The organism is Streptomyces sp. CA-278952 (genome assembly GCF_028747205.1).
Lineage (GTDB): Bacteria > Actinomycetota > Actinomycetes > Streptomycetales > Streptomycetaceae > Streptomyces.
Map to the genome: position 1 here is coordinate 5,694,945 of NZ_CP112880.1, position 16,057 is coordinate 5,711,001.

General features: G+C 70.2%; 8 protein-coding genes and 3 tRNA genes. 7 read left to right on the forward strand and 4 right to left on the reverse strand.

What is annotated here, in order from left to right:
- The first annotated feature begins 118 nt into the window (after window positions 1-118).
- From N7925_RS25505 to N7925_RS25515, 3 genes are all read left to right on the forward strand, one after another.
- Complete coding sequence (locus N7925_RS25505) at window positions 119-1,378, forward strand: NAD(P)/FAD-dependent oxidoreductase (protein ID WP_265601765.1); 1,260 nt, start codon at window positions 119-121, stop codon at window positions 1,376-1,378.
- Between the two features lie 94 nt (window positions 1,379-1,472).
- Entirely contained in the window at window positions 1,473-3,395 is a 1,923-nt protein-coding gene (dnaG, locus tag N7925_RS25510) for a DNA primase (RefSeq protein WP_274345274.1), read from the forward strand.
- A gap of 219 nt (window positions 3,396-3,614) precedes the next feature.
- Window positions 3,615-4,706 carry an RNA polymerase sigma factor gene (locus tag N7925_RS25515; protein WP_331618020.1) on the forward strand — a complete coding sequence of 364 codons (1,092 nt, stop codon included), beginning with the start codon at window positions 3,615-3,617 and terminating at the stop codon, window positions 4,704-4,706.
- 16 nt (window positions 4,707-4,722) lie between these two features.
- Here the strand turns inward: N7925_RS25515 and N7925_RS25520 are convergent, their stop codons facing one another.
- From N7925_RS25520 to N7925_RS25535, 4 genes are all read right to left on the reverse strand, one after another.
- The gene (locus N7925_RS25520) at window positions 4,723-6,651 is read right to left on the reverse strand and encodes an ABC transporter ATP-binding protein (protein ID WP_265601767.1); all 1,929 of its coding nucleotides are present in this window, start codon (window positions 6,649-6,651) and stop codon (window positions 4,723-4,725) included.
- Entirely contained in the window at window positions 6,651-8,384 is a 1,734-nt protein-coding gene (locus tag N7925_RS25525; protein ID WP_274345276.1) for an ABC transporter ATP-binding protein, read from the reverse strand. The genes N7925_RS25520 and N7925_RS25525 overlap by 1 nt, the downstream gene beginning before the upstream one ends.
- A 232-nt stretch (window positions 8,385-8,616) precedes the next feature.
- Entirely contained in the window at window positions 8,617-10,068 is a 1,452-nt protein-coding gene (locus N7925_RS25530; protein WP_274345277.1) for an FGGY family carbohydrate kinase, read from the reverse strand.
- Window positions 10,069-10,134: 66 nt separating this feature from the next.
- Window positions 10,135-10,440 carry a YtxH domain-containing protein gene (locus N7925_RS25535; protein ID WP_018961645.1) on the reverse strand — a complete coding sequence of 102 codons (306 nt, stop codon included), beginning with the start codon at window positions 10,438-10,440 and terminating at the stop codon, window positions 10,135-10,137.
- Window positions 10,441-10,621: 181 nt separating this feature from the next.
- On the opposite strand from N7925_RS25535, the gene N7925_RS25540 reads away from it, so the two are divergent.
- The 4 genes from N7925_RS25540 (at window position 10,622) to N7925_RS25555 (ending at window position 16,015) form a co-directional block, all read left to right on the forward strand.
- Window positions 10,622-10,694 (forward strand) — tRNA-Asn (locus N7925_RS25540).
- Window positions 10,695-10,699: 5 nt separating this feature from the next.
- A tRNA-Asn gene (locus N7925_RS25545) sits at window positions 10,700-10,772 on the forward strand.
- A gap of 234 nt (window positions 10,773-11,006) precedes the next feature.
- Window positions 11,007-11,083, forward strand: a tRNA-Ile gene (locus tag N7925_RS25550).
- Between the two features lie 1,167 nt (window positions 11,084-12,250).
- The gene (locus N7925_RS25555; protein ID WP_331618024.1) at window positions 12,251-16,015 is read left to right on the forward strand and encodes a LamG domain-containing protein; all 3,765 of its coding nucleotides are present in this window, start codon (window positions 12,251-12,253) and stop codon (window positions 16,013-16,015) included.
- Window positions 16,016-16,057 lie beyond the last annotated feature (42 nt).

The window sequence follows — 16,057 nt, forward strand, 5'->3', positions numbered from 1 at the left end:
CCGGACATCTGACCACGGGGTGTGACCTGTCCGGGGCACACCCTCTTTCGCCATCACGCTGCGTGCGGGACGCTCGCAGCTGGGGGCGCCGCGCAGCACAGCACTGAGGAGGCATCAAGTGGTCGACGCACACCAGACGTTCGTCATCGTCGGAGCAGGACTCGCAGGGGCGAAGGCGGCCGAAACGCTGCGCGCCGAAGGGTTCACCGGCCGGGTGATCCTCATCGGCGACGAGCGCGACCACCCCTACGAACGACCGCCGCTCTCCAAGGGCTACCTGGACGGCAAGGCCGAACGCGACAGCGTCTTCACCCACGAACGCGCCTGGTACGCGGGCGCCGACATCGAACTGCACCTCGGCCAGCCGGTCACCGTGCTCGACCGGTACGCGAAGACCGTCCAGCTCGGCGACAACACCGTCATCCACTACGACAAGCTGCTGCTGGCCACCGGCTCCGAACCGCGCCGCCTGGACGTCCCCGGCACCGACCTGGCCGGCGTCCACCACCTGCGCCGCCTCGCCCACGCCGACCGGCTGCGCAACGTGCTCGCCGCCCTCGGCCGCGACAACGGCCACCTGGTCATCGCCGGGGCCGGCTGGATCGGCCTGGAGGTCGCCGCCGCCGCCCGCGGCTACGGGGCCGAGGTCACCGTCGTCGAGGCCGAGCCCACCCCGCTGCACCAGGTCATCGGCCCCGAGCTGGGCCAGATCTTCACCGAGCTGCACCGCGCGCACGGCGTCCGCTTCCACTTCGGGGCCCGCCTCACCGAGATCACCGGCCAGGACGGCATGGTCTTCGCCGCCCGCACCGACGACGGCGAGGAGCACCCCGCCCACGACGTGCTCGCCGCGATCGGCGCCGCCCCGCGCTCCGCCCTCGCCGAGGCCGCGGGACTGGAGATGGCCGACCGCGCCCACGGCGGCGGCATCGCCGTGGACGCCTCGCTGCGCACCTCCGACCCGCACATCTACGCCGCCGGGGACGTCGCCGCCGCCGCCCACCCGCTGCTCGGCGCCCGGCTGCGCGTCGAGCACTGGGCGAACGCCCTGAACGGCGGACCGGCCGCCGCCCGCGCCATGCTCGGCCAGGACGTGAGTTACGACCGCGTCCCGTACTTCTTCTCCGACCAGTACGACCTGGGCCTCGAATACTCCGGCTGGGCCCCGCCCGGCTCCTACGACGAGGTGATCATCCGGGGCGACGCCGGGAAGCGGGAGTTCATCGCGTTCTGGCTGAAGGACCGCCGCGTCCTGGCCGGGATGAACGTCAACGTGTGGGATGTCACCGAAACGATCCAGGAGCTGATCCGGGCCCGTCAGCAGCACGACCCGGAAGCCCTCGGAAACCCGTCGGTCCCGCTGGAGTCCCTGCTCTGACGATCCCCGCCGGGGTGCGGGCAGTACGGCCCGCACCCCGCGGAGGCTCTTTGCCGCGCGTCCGACTGTCGGCGTCCACCCGTAGACTTCACCCGTGGCTGGCAGGATCAACGACGACGACGTGAAGGCGGTACGGGACGCGGTCCCGATCGACTCCGTCGTGTCCGAATACCTCCAGCTGCGCAACGCGGGCGGCGGGAACCTCAAAGGCCTCTGCCCCTTCCACGACGAGAAGTCCCCCTCCTTCCAGGTCAGCCCCGGCAAGGGCCTGTTCCACTGCTTCGGCTGCCAGGAGGGCGGCGACACGATCGCCTTCGTGATGAAGATCGACCACCTCTCCTTCTCGGAGACGGTCGAGCGCCTCGCCGCCAAGGCGGGCATCACCCTGCGCTACGAGGAGGGCGGCTACAACCCCTCCCACCAGCGCGGCGAACGCATCCGGCTGATCGAGGCCCACCAGGCCGCCGCCGAGTTCTACGTCCGCGCCCTGGAGAGCCCCGAGGCCGAGATCGGCCGCAAGTTCCTCGCCGAGCGCGGCTTCGACCAGGACGCCGCCGCCCACTTCCGCGTCGGCTACAGCCCGGCCGGCTGGGACCACCTCACCCGCTATCTGCGCGGCAAGGGCTTCAGCGACAAGGAACTGATCACCTCCGGCCTCTCCCAGGACGGCCGCCGCGGCCCCATCGACCGCTTCCGCGGCCGGCTGATGTGGCCCATCAGCGACACCGCCGGGGAGATCGTCGGCTTCGGCGCCCGCAAGCTGCGCGACGACGACAACGGCCCGAAGTACCTCAACACCCCCGAGACCCCGATCTACAAGAAGTCCCAGGTGCTGTACGGCATCGACCTGGCCAAGAAGGACATCGCCAAGGCCAGCCGCGCCGTCGTCGTCGAGGGCTACACCGACGTCATGGCCTGCCACCTCGCCGGGGTCACCACCGCCATCGCCACCTGCGGCACCGCCTTCGGCAACGACCACATCAAGATCCTGCGCCGCCTCCTCATGGACAACGGCAGCGCCCGCGTCATCTTCACCTTCGACGGCGACTCGGCAGGGCAGAAGGCCGCCCTGCGCGCCTTCGAGGACGACCAGAAGTTCGCCGCCGAGACGTACATCGCCATCGCCCCGGACGGCATGGACCCCTGCGACCTGCGGCTCGCCAAGGGCGACGACTCCGTACGCGACCTGGTGCAGCCGCGCACCCCGCTCTTCGAGTTCGCCCTGCGCCAGATCGTCGGCCGGTACGACCTGGAGACCCCGGCCGGCCGCGCCGCCGCCCTCGACGAGGCCGCCGCCGTCGTCGCCAAGATCAAGACGAGCAGCGTGCAGCGCGAGGTCGCCGTCCAGCTCGCCGGGTTCGTCGGCATCCTCGACCAGGAGTTCGTCGTCCACCGCGTCGCCCAGCTCGCCCGCTGGGCCCGCGACAAGGGCGGCGACCACGGGGAGCGAGGCGGCCGGCGCGGCGGCCCCCAGGGCCCGCGAGGCGGAGCCCCGCAGCAGCACGCCCCCGCCCCCGGCTTCTCCGGCCCCGCGCTCAACCTCCGCAGCCCCGCCCACCGCACCGAACGCGAACTGCTCAAGCTCGCCCTCCAGAAACCCGCCCTGGTCTCCCCGGCCTTCGACGCGTACGGCCTGGACGAGTTCACCGCCCCGCCCTACGCAGCCGTGCGCCGCTGCATCGAGGAGGCGGGCGGCGCCGAGCAGGGCCTCGCCGACAACCGCGAGTATCTGGTCGCCGTCATGGACGCCGCCCCCGACAACACCGTCCGCAGCCTCGTCACCGAGCTGGCCGTCGAGGTGTTCCGCGGCAAGAACATCGACGAGACCTACGCGGGCATGCAGCTCGTCCAGGTCCGGCTGCGCGCCGTGGACCGCCGCATCCACGACGTCCAGGGCAGCCTCGCCCGCCTCGGCAGCAACGTCGCCCCCCAGGACCTGGCCGCCGCACAGAGCGAGGTCTGGGTGCTCCAGCAGTACGCCCAGTCCCTGCGCGCCCACGGCGCCGCCGCGCTCTGAGCGGCTGCCGGGGCCCACCCCCGGGCCGACGCGGGTAATCGGCCGGTGACGGACCGGAACCAGAAAGTCCCCGCACGCCCCTCGTGACAGCCGTGTGTCGTACCCCACACTGGGGAATGTCTGAGTCATCGGAGCACGCCGGCCCGCAGGAGCGCATCTCGGGGCCGGACGGACCTCCACCCCCCGTCATCCGGCAGCGATCACCTGGAGGTCGCCCCCGTGCAGACCCGGACCGTGACGACCACGACCGAGACCATGGCGGCCATCCCGGCGCAGAACAGGTCCCTGCACCACCCGGAGACCACAGCCGGCCCGCCCGGATACGCACCCGAGGCGGTCATGGTGGAAGCGACGCACCTCCCCGACCTCCCGGAGCCGCGGCACCGGGCGGACTCCGGCGGCCCCACCTCCGACCTGTTCCGGCAGTATCTGCGCGAGATCGGCCGCATCCAGCTGCTCACCGCGGCCGAGGAGGTCGAACTCGCCCGCCGCGTCGAGGCCGGGCTCTTCGCCGAGGAGCGCCTCGCGGGCACCCCGGACCTCGACTCCCGTCTCGCCGGGGACCTCGACCGGCTGGTCGTGATGGGCCGCACGGCCAAACGCCGCCTCATCGAGGCCAACCTGCGCCTCGTCGTCTCCGTCGCCAAGCGCTACGTCGGCCGCGGCCTGACCATGCTCGACCTGGTCCAGGAGGGGAACCTCGGACTGATCCGGGCCGTGGAGAAGTTCGACTACGCCCGGGGCTTCAAGTTCTCCACGTACGCGACCTGGTGGATCCGGCAGGCCATGTCCCGCGCACTGGCCGACCAGGCCCGCACCATCCGCGTCCCCGTCCATGTCGTGGAGCTGATCAACCGCGTGGTGCGGGTCCAGCGCCGGATGCTCCAGGAACGCGGCGTCGAGCCCAGCGCCGAGGACGTCGCCGGCGAGCTCGACCTGACGCCCGAGCGGGTCACCGAAGTCCTCCGCCTGGCCCAGGAGCCCGTCTCCCTGCACGCCCCCGTCGGCGAGGAGGACGACGTCTCCTTCGGCGACCTCATCGAGGACGGCGACGCCGCCTCACCCGTCGAGTCCGCCGCCTTCCTCCTGCTGCGCGAACACCTGGAGGCGGTGCTCTCCACCCTCGGCGAGCGCGAACGCAAGGTCGTCCAGCTGCGGTACGGCCTGGAGGACGGGCGGCCCCGCACCCTGGAGGAGATCGGCCGGATCTTCGGCGTGACGCGCGAACGTATCCGCCAGATCGAGTCCAAGACCCTCAGCAGGCTGCGGGACCACGCCTTCGCCGACCAACTCCGCGGCTACCTCGACTGATCCACCGGGACCTTCTCTAGTCCACCTCGGCCAGCGCCTCCGCGAACTGGGCCGCGTACAGCCGGGCGTAGGCGCCCCCGGCCGCCAACAGTTCGTCGTGCGTGCCCTGTTCGACGATCGACCCGTTCTCCATCACCAGGATCACGTCCGCGTCCCGGATCGTGGAGAGCCGGTGCGCGATCACGAACGACGTACGCCCGTGGGCCAGGCGCGCCATCGCCTTCTGGATCAGCACCTCGGTCCGGGTGTCCACCGAGCTGGTCGCCTCGTCGAGGACCAGGATCACCGGGTCGGACAGGAACGCCCGCGCGATGGTGATCAGCTGCTTCTCGCCCGCGCTGACCCCGGAGCCGTCGTCGTCGATCACCGAGTCGTACCCGTCGGGCAGCGTCCGGATGAACCGGTCCGCGTGCGCCGCCCGGGCCGCCTCCTCGATCTCCTCCCGGGTGACCTCGCGCGAAGCGCCGTACGCGATGTTCTCCGCGATCGTCCCGCCGAACAGCCAGGTGTCCTGGAGCACCATGCCGATGGAGGACCGCAGATCGTCCCGGGACATCTTCGCCACATCGACCCCGTCGAGCGCGATCCGCCCGCCGGTCACCTCGTAGAACCGCATCAGCAGGTTGACCAGTGTCGTCTTGCCGGCCCCGGTCGGACCGACGATCGCGACCGTCTGCCCCGGCTCCACGCTCAGCGACAGATCCTCGATCAGCGGCTTCTCCGGGTCATAGCGGAAGGCCACCTTCTCCAGGGAGACCCGGCCCTCCAGACGCTCCGGGCGCGCGCCGTGCTCCGGATCCGCGTCCTGCTCCTCGGCGTCCAGCAGCTCGAAGACCCGCTCCGCCGAAGCGATACCGGACTGCACCAGGTTGGCCATCGAGGCGACCTGCGTCAGCGGCATCGAGAACTGCCGCGAGTACTGGATGAACGCCTGCACGTCACCGATCGACAGCGTGCCCGAGGCGACCCGGAGCCCGCCGACCACCGCGACCAGCACGTAGTTGATGTTCGAGATGAAGAACATCAGCGGCTGCATGAGCCCGCTGGCGAACTGCGCCTTGAACCCCGCCTCGTACAGCGCCTCGTTCTGCTCGGCGAAGTCCCGCGCGGACTCCTCCTGCCGGCCGAAGACCTTCACCAGGGTGTGCCCGGTGTACATCTCCTCGATGTGGGCGTTGAGCGTCCCCGTCACCCGCCACTGCTGCACGAACTGCGGCTGCGACCGCTTGCCGACCTGTGTCGCCACGACGACCGACAACGGGACCGTCACCAGCGCGACCAGGGCCAGCAGCGGCGAGATCCAGAACATCATGGCCAGCACGCCGACGATCGTCAGCAGGGAGTTGATGAGCTGCCCCATCGTCTGCTGGAGCGTCTGCGAGATGTTGTCGATGTCGTTCGTCGCCCGGCTCAGCACCTCACCGCGCTTGGCCCGGTCGAAGTACGACAGCGGCAGCCGCGCCAGCTTCGTCTGGAGGTCCTCCCGCAGCTGGAACACGATCCGGTTGATGATCCGGATCGACACCCGCGTCGCCACCAGCATCAGGAGCCCGGCGCCGACGTAGATCACCAGCGCCACCAGCAGGACGTTCCCCACCGCGCCGAAGTCGATGCCCTCGCCCGGGGTGAAGTCCACCCCCGAGAGCATGTCGGCCATGGAACCGCGGCCGTCCTCACGCAGTGCCTCGATCGCCTGCGCCTTCGTCGTGCCCTCGGGCATCCCGCGCCCGACGACACCGCCGAAGATCAGGTCGGTCGCCCTGCCGAGGATCTTCGGCCCGGCCACCGAGAGCGCGACGCTCACCGTCACGGCGGCCAGCATCAGCCACAGCGAGGCCTTCTCCCGGCCGAACCGCCTCAGCAGCCGCTTGCTCGACCCCTTGAAGTCCATCGACCGGTCGGTGGGCGCACCCCCGGCCATCATCCGTCCGCCCGGACCGGCCATTACGCGGCCTCCGCTTCCGTCAGCTGGGAGAGCACGATCTCCCGGTATGTTTCATTGCCGTCCATCAGCTCGTGATGGGTGCCGTTCCCCACGACCCGGCCCTCGTCCAGCACCAGGATCCGGTCCGCGTCACGGATGGTGGACACCCGCTGCGCCACGATCACCACGGTCGCCCCGGCCGTCTCCCGCCCCAGCGCCGCCCGTAGCGCGGCGTCGGTCGCGTAGTCCAGCGCGGAGAACGAGTCGTCGAACAGATAGATCTCCGGGCGCTGCACCAGCGTCCGGGCGATGGCGAGCCGCTGCCGCTGACCGCCGGACACGTTGGTGCCGCCCTGCGCGATCGGCGCGTCGAGACCGTGCTCCAGCGCCTCGACGAACTCCCTGGCCTGCGCCACCTCCAGCGCGTGCCACAGCTCCTCGTCGGTGGCGTCCGGATTCCCGTACCGCAGGTTCGTCGCGACCGTCCCCGAGAAGAGGTACGGCTTCTGCGGCACCAGGGACACCGTCTTCGCCAGCAGCACCGGATCCAGCGTCCGCACGTCCTCGCCGTCGACCAGCACCTCGCCGTCCGTCACATCGAACAGCCGGGGTACGAGCCCGAGCAGCGTGGACTTCCCGCTGCCCGTCGACCCGATGACCGCGGTCGTCTCCCCGGGCCGGGCCACCAGCTCCACGGCCCGCAGCACCGGCTCCTCCGCGCCCGGATAGCGGAACTCGGCGCCCCGCACCTCCAGATGCCCGTGCCGCCGCAGCTCGGTCACCGGAGCGACGGGCGGCACCACACTCGACTCGGTCCCGAGGATCTCCTCGACGCGCTCGGCGCACACCTCGGCGCGCGGCACCATCATGAACATGAACGTGGCCATCATCACGGCCATCACGATCTGCATCAGATAGGCGAGGAACGCGGTCAGCGCGCCGATCTGCATCCCGCCGCTGTCGATGCGGTGCGCGCCGAACCACACCACCGCGACCGACGACAGGTTGACCACCGTCATCACGGTCGGGAACATCAGCGCCCCCAGCTGCCCGGTCGCCACCGACACATCGGTCAGCTCCGTGTTGGCGCCCCGGAACCGCTTCTCCTCGTACCCGTCCCGGACGAAGGCGCGGATGACCCGGTTGCCGGTGATCTGCTCGCGCAGCACCCGGTTCACCCCGTCCAGCCGTTCCTGCATGGTGCGGAACAGCGGCCGCATCCTCTTCACGATGAGGCCGACCGAGACGCCGAGCACCGGCACGACCGCGAGCAGCACCGCGGAGAGCGGCACGTCCTGCCCGAGCGCCATGATGATGCCGCCGACGCACATGATGGGGGCCGACACCATCAGGGTGAACGTCATCAGCACCAGCATCTGGATCTGCTGGACGTCGTTGGTGGTCCGGGTGATCAGCGAGGGCGCCCCGAAGCGCCCGAGCTCACGGGCCGAGAAGGACTGCACCCGGTCGAAGACGGCGGCGCGCACGTCGCGCCCGAGCGCGGAGGCGGTCCGGGCCCCGTAGTACACGGCCCCCACGTTGCACAGCACCTGAACGACACTGACGGCGATCATCAGACCGCCGAACTCCAGGATGTAGCCGGTGTCGCCCGTGACGACACCGTTGTCGATGATGTCGGCGTTCAGACTGGGCAGATAGAGCGTGGCGCAGGTCTGGAGCAGCTGGAGGAAGACCAGCAGCACGATGGGTTTCTTGTACGGGCCCAGATGGGCCCGCAGGAGTTTTATGAGCACGCGGGTCTCTCGGAGTCGGCGGACGGCAGAGGCCGCCCCAGTTTCGCGTACGCCGTACTCCGATCGCGAACCCTTTTCACCAAGCCCAGGTCAAACCTGGAGCGCGCGGAGAGACCCTCGGCGCACCGGGGTCACGGACTCGCTCCGGGCGCGCGCCGGGTGCGGGCGCGCACCGAACGGGCCTGCACCGGCGTTGCCCACCGGGTGCGACGCGTACGGGTCCCGGGCCTGCCTACGCCGGGTGCGCGCCGCCGAAGGCCCCGGGGTGGATCTGGTCCCGGGTGGCCGCGTACTGCTGACGCACCGCGCCGCCGACCGCCAACTCGTCACCGGGCTCCAGCACCTGGGCCGCGGCGCCCTGCCAGGCCGGGGGAGTGCGCGGATCGAGGGAGCCCTGCGAGACCCCGAGCGCCCACGCCGCCTGCCGGGCGGCGCCGATCGCCGCGTACTGGGCGGGCTGCGGCACCACGACCTGGGTGCCGAACACCGCCGGAGCCAGGGCCTGCACGGCGGGCAGCTCGGCGGCGGCGCCGAGCAGGAAGACGCGCCGCACCTCCACCCCCCGCCCCCGCAGTACGTCGAGGGCGTCGGCCAGCGAGCACAGCATCCCCTCGAACGCGGCCCGCGCCAGATGCTCCGGCTTCATCGACTCGCGCCGCAGCCCGCTCAGGGTGCCCGCGGTGTGCGGGAGCTGCGGGGTGCGCTCGCCCTCCAGATACGGCAGCAGCACCAGCCCGGAGGCGCCCGGCGTCGACTTCAGCGCCAGCGCGGACAGCTCCTCCAGCCCCTCCACGCCCAGCATCTCGGCGGTCCCGCGCAGCGCGCGCACGGCATTGGAGAGGTGCACCACCGGCAGGTGCATCCCGGTGGCGTCGGCGAACGAGGTGATCATCCCGTTCGGGTCGGCGAGCGCCTCGTGGTGCACCGCCATCACGGACCCGGAGGCCCCCAGCGACACCACCGCGTCGCCCACCGCGACCCCGAGCCCGAAGGCCGCGGCCATGGTCTCGCCGGTGCCCGCGGAGATCAGCAGCCCTTCCGGGGTCATCCCGGCGGAGTCGGCGGGGCCGAGCACCTCGGGCAGCCCGGCTGGGTGGCCGAGGGCCAGCTCGACCAGATCGGGCCGGTAGGCGGCGGACCCGGCCGACCAGTAGCCGGTGCCCGAGGCCGCGCCCCGGTCCGTGGTCCGCCGGGCGGGCCGGCCCAGCAGCTGCCACACGAGCCAGTCGTGCGGCTGGAGCACGGCGGCCACCCGCTGGGCGTTCTCCGGCTCGGTCCGCGCCAGCCAGCGCAGCTTCGCCACCGGCTGCGCGGCCCCCGGTACGGCCCCGACGGCTTCCGCCCAGGCCTCCCGCCCGCCCAGCGCGTCGACGAGGTCGGCCGCGGCGACCTGCGCCCGCCGGTCGTTGCCGAGCAGCGCGGGACGCACGAGGTTGCCCTGCTGGTCCAGCGGCACGAGCCCGTGCTGCTGCGCGGAGACCCCGATGGCCTGCACGCCTTCGAGCAGCCCACCGGAGGCCGCCTCGCCGAGCGAGAGCAGCCAGGCCTGCGGATCCACCTCGGTGGCCTTGGCCTCGACCGGATGGGCGGCGTACCCCTCCCGGAGCACGGCGCCCGAGTCCGTGTCACAGACGACGATGTGAGTGAAGGCGGAAGAACTGTCCAACCCCGCGACTATGCCCATGGGGAGATTCTGCCGCACCTCGCGTCTTTCCCGTAACCGCCGCCGTACGCGACGAGACCCCGGACCCTAGGTGTTGGTGGTCCCCCAGTCGTCCTCGAAGCCGTTCTGACCGCTGCGGTCCCGCAGCGACCGGACCCGCTCCGCGACGGAGGCGGGCACCTTGTCCCCGACCTTGTCGCTGACCGAGTGGTATGCCTTGCCCGCGAAGTCCCGCCCGCTGTGCGCGGCGCTCTCGGCGGCGTTGCGCACGGCGGGGTTCTCCGTGAACTGCCGGGCCGACTTCTTCAACTGCTCGTAACGCTCGCGCCCGGCTCGCGTGCCGAGCACGTAACCGAGGGCCACTCCGGCGATGAACGTGAGCCGGTACCGCATGGCTGCCACCCTTCCTACGCTTCGTGCGACGTGTGCAGCCCGCCTACCCGCGACACCCGAGATCACCCCGGGCGATACCGATTGGCGGAGCACCCCCCTGCTTGCGCTAATGTATGTGTCGCAGCGAACGCGCGCCGCCCGGCAGCCGCCAGGCAGGTACGATTTCGCAGCGACGCAGCAATCCCCTGTAGCTCAATTGGCAGAGCAGCCGGCTGTTAACCGGCAGGTTACTGGTTCGAGTCCAGTCGGGGGAGCGCGATCCCCTGTAGCTCAATTGGCAGAGCATTCGGCTGTTAACCGGAGGGTTACTGGTTCGAGTCCAGTCGGGGGAGCGGAACGGAAGAGGGCCCCTCGGGGTCCTCTTTCGCGTGCCCGGCCGATGCCTTCCCGGAGCCCCCGAGGGGCCCCGGAGCGCCTCTTTCGGGTCTTCTTGACCTCGCCTGCAACCGGGCAGCACGCAGCGCCGTCCTCAAGATCAGGTGAAGTCGGCCATCCGAAGCGAGAGATCGTATGACCGGCTATGCTGCGGCAGACGGTGCGCACACTTGTACGCGCCACGCCGAGACGGGGCGGTAGCTCAGCCGGTTAGAGCAGCGGACTCATAATCCGTCGGCCGTGGGTTCGAGTCCCACCCGCCCCACCAGGATCCCCAGGCAGAATCGTTTCTGACCTGGGGAAACGCGTTTTCTGGGGACCTGCGGGCTCCGCAACGGTGCAGCGAACGTGCAGCGTTCTGATTGCCTGTGAGCTTTCGTAGGGCTGTGACCTGGCGTTTTGGTCATTCCTTCGTGGGGCGCGTGGTGAACGATCCCACGGCCGTTGAGGAAGGGCCGCTCCCCCACCCAGCCCGGCCCGCATCGATGCGACATCGGCCGCTTCGTGCGTGGCCTCTCGACTGCCGGCTCGAGGCTCCGACGGGTGTTGTCGCAGTATCCGCCCTGCCCCTCGAAGCCTTCACCCCGCTCCAAAATCTGCACTTTCGCACATGGGACTCGCGCACGCTCACGGACACCTCTCCGGACCGGCCGGGCAGGTGACCGGCTCTCTCCGTTCACGCGGGGTGTTCCGTGAGTTCGGCGGGAATGAACCCACCGCCCCCCTGTGGTCGACGGGTGTGCCCGACATCACTCGGTTCTCTTCGTGGTGCGTGTGAAGCCTGGGGAGATGTCCTGATTTACGCGGGTGGACTTACGGCTCTCCCGTACCTACCGTCACATCGCTCTCGCAATATGTGAGGGCATGGCGGGGGTTGGGGAGGGGCTGGGGGATGTTGTGTTGTGCCCGTGTGCGCAGAACGGTCGGTAGAGCTGCGGCGGTGAGTGTGGTCTGTGCTGTGGCCGCCGGTCTGTCCGGTGGCTCGGGAGCGCCCACGGCCTCGGCCCGTGCCAGCGACGGTGCTCAGCCGGCCGCGCAGCAGGCTACTGCGGGTGTCCCGGAAGGGTCGTCCGAGACGGATGCCCTGAACGAGGCGAAGCGGACGGGCGAGCGCGTGGAAGTGATGTCGCTGCGCGGTGAGTCCAGCGAAGTCTTCGCTACACCTGAAGGTCTGCTGGAGGCGCGGGAGCATCTGCGGCCGGTGTGGACACGCAAGGACGGGACGTGGAAGGCGGTCGACACGTCGCTGGTCGCCTCTGGTGGCACGGTGGCTCCCAGGGCGTCCGCGACCGAGCTTTCGTTCTCGGGGGGAGGCGAGGGGCCGCTGGTCCGTCTCGCACGTGCGGGCCGGGCACTTGAGCTGTCCTGGCCCGGTGCTGTGCCGGCGCCAACTCTCGCTGATGACACTGCGACGTACGGCGACATACTCCCCGGTGTGGACCTGCGGCTCACGGCCACGCCGGACGGTTTCACCCAGCTGCTGGTCGTCAAGTCTGCCGAAGCCGCCAACAGCCCCCGTCTCGCTGAGCTGCGGCTGCGGCTCGCCACAAGCGGCATGGAGGTGAGAGAGACATCCGAGGGCGGGATCGAGGCGGTCGACCGGGGAGCGGGTGGCGTGGTGTTCGAAGCGCCCACTCCCGTCATGTGGGACTCCAGCCCGGGGGAGACCACAGATGCCTCGTCCTCGGGCGCTTCGGCGCGTTCCGTGCCACAGGCCGGAACCGGGGGATCTGAGGAGCCCGGTGCCGGAGAGTCGGGGCAGCTTGCACCGGTCGGCGTGGACGTGCCGTCCGGGGGCGGCGAGCTGATCCTTACACCGGACAGAGACGTCCTGGTGGGCGAGGACACGGTGTACCCGGTGTTCATCGATCCGCAGTGGTATTCACCCAAGGCGTCGGCGTGGACGATGGCGTCGAAGTACTGGGCCGGTTCGCCCCAGTGGAAGTTCAACGGGGATTCCGACGCGGGGCTCGGGTACTGCGGGTGGGTGTTCTGCAAGCCCTACGACACCAAGCGGCTCTTCTACCAGATTCCTACGTCCCGGTTCGCGGGGAAGTCGATCCTGTCGGCGGAGTTCGTGGTGCGTGAGACGCATGCCGCTTCCTGCGACAAGCGGGAGGTCCAGTTGTGGCGGACGAAGGGGATCAACTCCTCGACCACCTGGAACTCGCAGAACACCTCCGGGTTCTGGGTGGACCACATCGAGAACCGGAGTTTCGCCTACGGCGCCGATGGCTGTGCGGCTGCTGACGCCGAGTTCAACGTGAAGGGCGTGGTCGCGCAGGCGGCGGCGGGCAAGTGGTCGACTCTGACCTTCGGTATGCGGGCCACGAGTGAGTCGGATCCGTATACGTGGAAGCGGTTCTCGGATGACGCGTTCCTGCGGGTGCAGTACAACGGTCCGCCCGCGCAGATCAAGGTGACGCAGCTGACGCAGAATCCGGGTGGCGCGTGTGGCAAGCCGGGCGCGGCCAAGCGCGTGCGGATCCTGCCGACGCTGCGGGCCAACGACGTGACCGACCCGGACAAGGACCGGGTACGGGTGCAGTTCGAAGCCTCATGGGATTCCGGAGACGGCAAGGGCTTCGTCAGCCGCTGGACCTCGGCCGTCTCCACCTACAAGACGTCGGGCTCCGACTTCTCCCTGTCGCTGCCCAGCAGTATCCCGAAGAACAGGACGATCGGCTGGTCGGCCCGCTCGAACGACGGGGCACAGTGGTCGCCCTGGTCGTGGGCAGGCTCCGCGACCGCCTGCAACATGGTCTACGACACCTCCGTACCGGCAGGCCCCTCCATCACCTCCGGCCACTACCCACCCTCCGACCCCGAGGATCCGCAGGACCCGTGGCTCGACGGCGTCGGCCGGTACGGCACCTTCACGGTCGACTCCTCCTCCACGGACGTGTCGAAGTACTGGTTCGGTGTCAATGGCGATCCGAGCAGCAAGCACACACTGACGACCTCGGGCGGCGGCGCGAAGACCATGAAGTTCATGCCGACCAGGCCCGGCGTCAACTTCGTCACCGCGCAGGCCTTCGACACGGCGGGCAACGGCAGCGAGATCCGCACTTACCAGTTCCGGGTGAGGGCCGGCCAGCCCGACCGGCTGAGCTGGGACCTCGACGAACCCGTCGGGGCAGCGGCGGCCAAGGGCCAGGGCGGCACCTGGCCGGCGCACTTGAACGGCGGTGCACAGCCGGGGTCGGACGGTGTGACCGGTACCGGCCTCCACCTGGATGGCGTGGACGACCACGCCGCGACGCTCTCACCGGTGCTGAACACCGGGAAGAGCTTCTCGGTGTCGCTGTGGGCGAGGCTTCCCGCCGACAAGCCGGACGCCGCCACGGTGGCGGTCTCCCAGGCGGGCCACAACACCAGTGGGTTCGAGATATACCACTCCTCGGCGCTGGGCGGCTGGGCGTTCCTGCGGCACACCGCGGACGCGGCGGGTACCACGACGGTGCGCGCGGTACAGCCCGCGTGCACGGCGGGTGACACCCTGTGCGCGAGTGGCCGACTCGGGGTCTGGACCCATTTGGTGGGGGTGTTCGACAACCCGGGCCAGCAGCTGAAGCTGTACGTCGACGGGAAGCTCGTTGGTACGGCTCCCTTCACGGGGCCGTGGGACGCGCGAGGCAGGACGATCCTGGGGGCGGCCTCGCACTACGGTACGACGGAGAACTTCTTCGGCGGCGATCTGGACGAGCTGCAGCTGTTCGACTATCAGTTGGTCGACGCTCAGGTGGCACGGCTGCACGCGAAGCAGCCGGTGGACACCAACCGCCCGGCCAAGCTCGCATGGCCGCTGGACGAGGACAGTGCGGCGACGGCGGTGACGGGGCGCGCCCAGCAGGCGGATGCCACGCTGAAGGGCGGCGCCAAGAGCGGGGCGGAAGGGGTGGCGGGTACCGGTCTGGAACTGGACGGTACCGACGACCACGCCGTCACCGGACGTCCCGTGATGGACACCTATCAGAGCTTCGCGGTCTCCGCCTGGGCCCGGGTGCCGAAGAACAAACCCAACCGGGCCATGGTGGTGGCCCATCAGAACGGCACCGCCAACCGGGGCTTCGAGCTGTACCACTCCACCACGGGGTGGGTCTTCCAGCGGGCCACCGCCGACACCGCCGACGCCCCTCTCGTACGCGCGGTGGAGACAGCGACCAATGACCAGAACTGCCCCCTGGCCGCCCCGGGCGAATGGGCCCACGCGGTGGGTGTCTACGACATCGACGCCCAGCAGATCCGCCTCTACGTCAACGGCTGCCTCAAAGCCACCCAGCCCTTCACCACGCCCTGGCTCGCCTCCGGATCCGTCACCTTGGGAGCCTCCGGCTACAACAGCGGATTCAGCAACTTCTTTCAGGGCAACCTCGACGACATACAGCTGTACGACCGCACCATCTCCGACGACGAGGTGCGGCAGCTGTTCAAGCAGCGTCCGCTGGTCAAGAGCCGCTGGCTGCTGGAGAGCAACCCCGCCGCGCCGGCCACCTCCCCGAACGCGGCCGCCGGCGCGTACCCACTGACGCTGAACGGCAATGCCGCGATCGGGTCCGGCTGGGTCGATGACGGCGGGCTCGTCCTGGACGGCGTCGACGACTACGCGGCCACCACCGGTGTCCCACTGGACACCGGTGCCAGCTACACCGTCACCGCCTGGGCCCAGGCAGCGGCCGTCCCCGACGGGCCTGCCACCGTGATCAGCGCCGTAGGCGCTGCCACAAGTGCCTTCGCCGTTCGCTACGTTCCCGACGCACTGGGCATAGGGCGCTGGCAGATCGAAATGGCTGGCGCGGACTCCGCCACCGCAGCCCCGGTCAGGGTGGAGAACCAGTCCTTCTACAGCGCCACCGACTGGAATCACCTGGCGCTCGTGTACGACGGCTTCGCCGATCAGGCACGCCTTTACGTCAACGGCCAGCTGGAGCAGGTGACCTGCCCGGACACCGACGAGGACGGTACTCCGGACGACCCGTCCTGTACGGACCGGGTGTCGTGGTCGGCCAACACTGCGGCCTTCCCGGCGACGAAGTCCCTGCAAGTCGGCCGCGTCCTGGACGGTGCCACCGCCGGTGAGTACTGGCCGGGCGGCATCGACGACATCTGGGCCTTCCAGGGAGCACTGGACGAGACGCAGATCAGCATGCTGGCGCAGGGCTGGCCCGGTCTGCCCACCCGCGTACCGGCCGAGGGCTGACCCGGGCCGGGCCGCCGTACCCCCGCGAACGGTGGCCCGTCG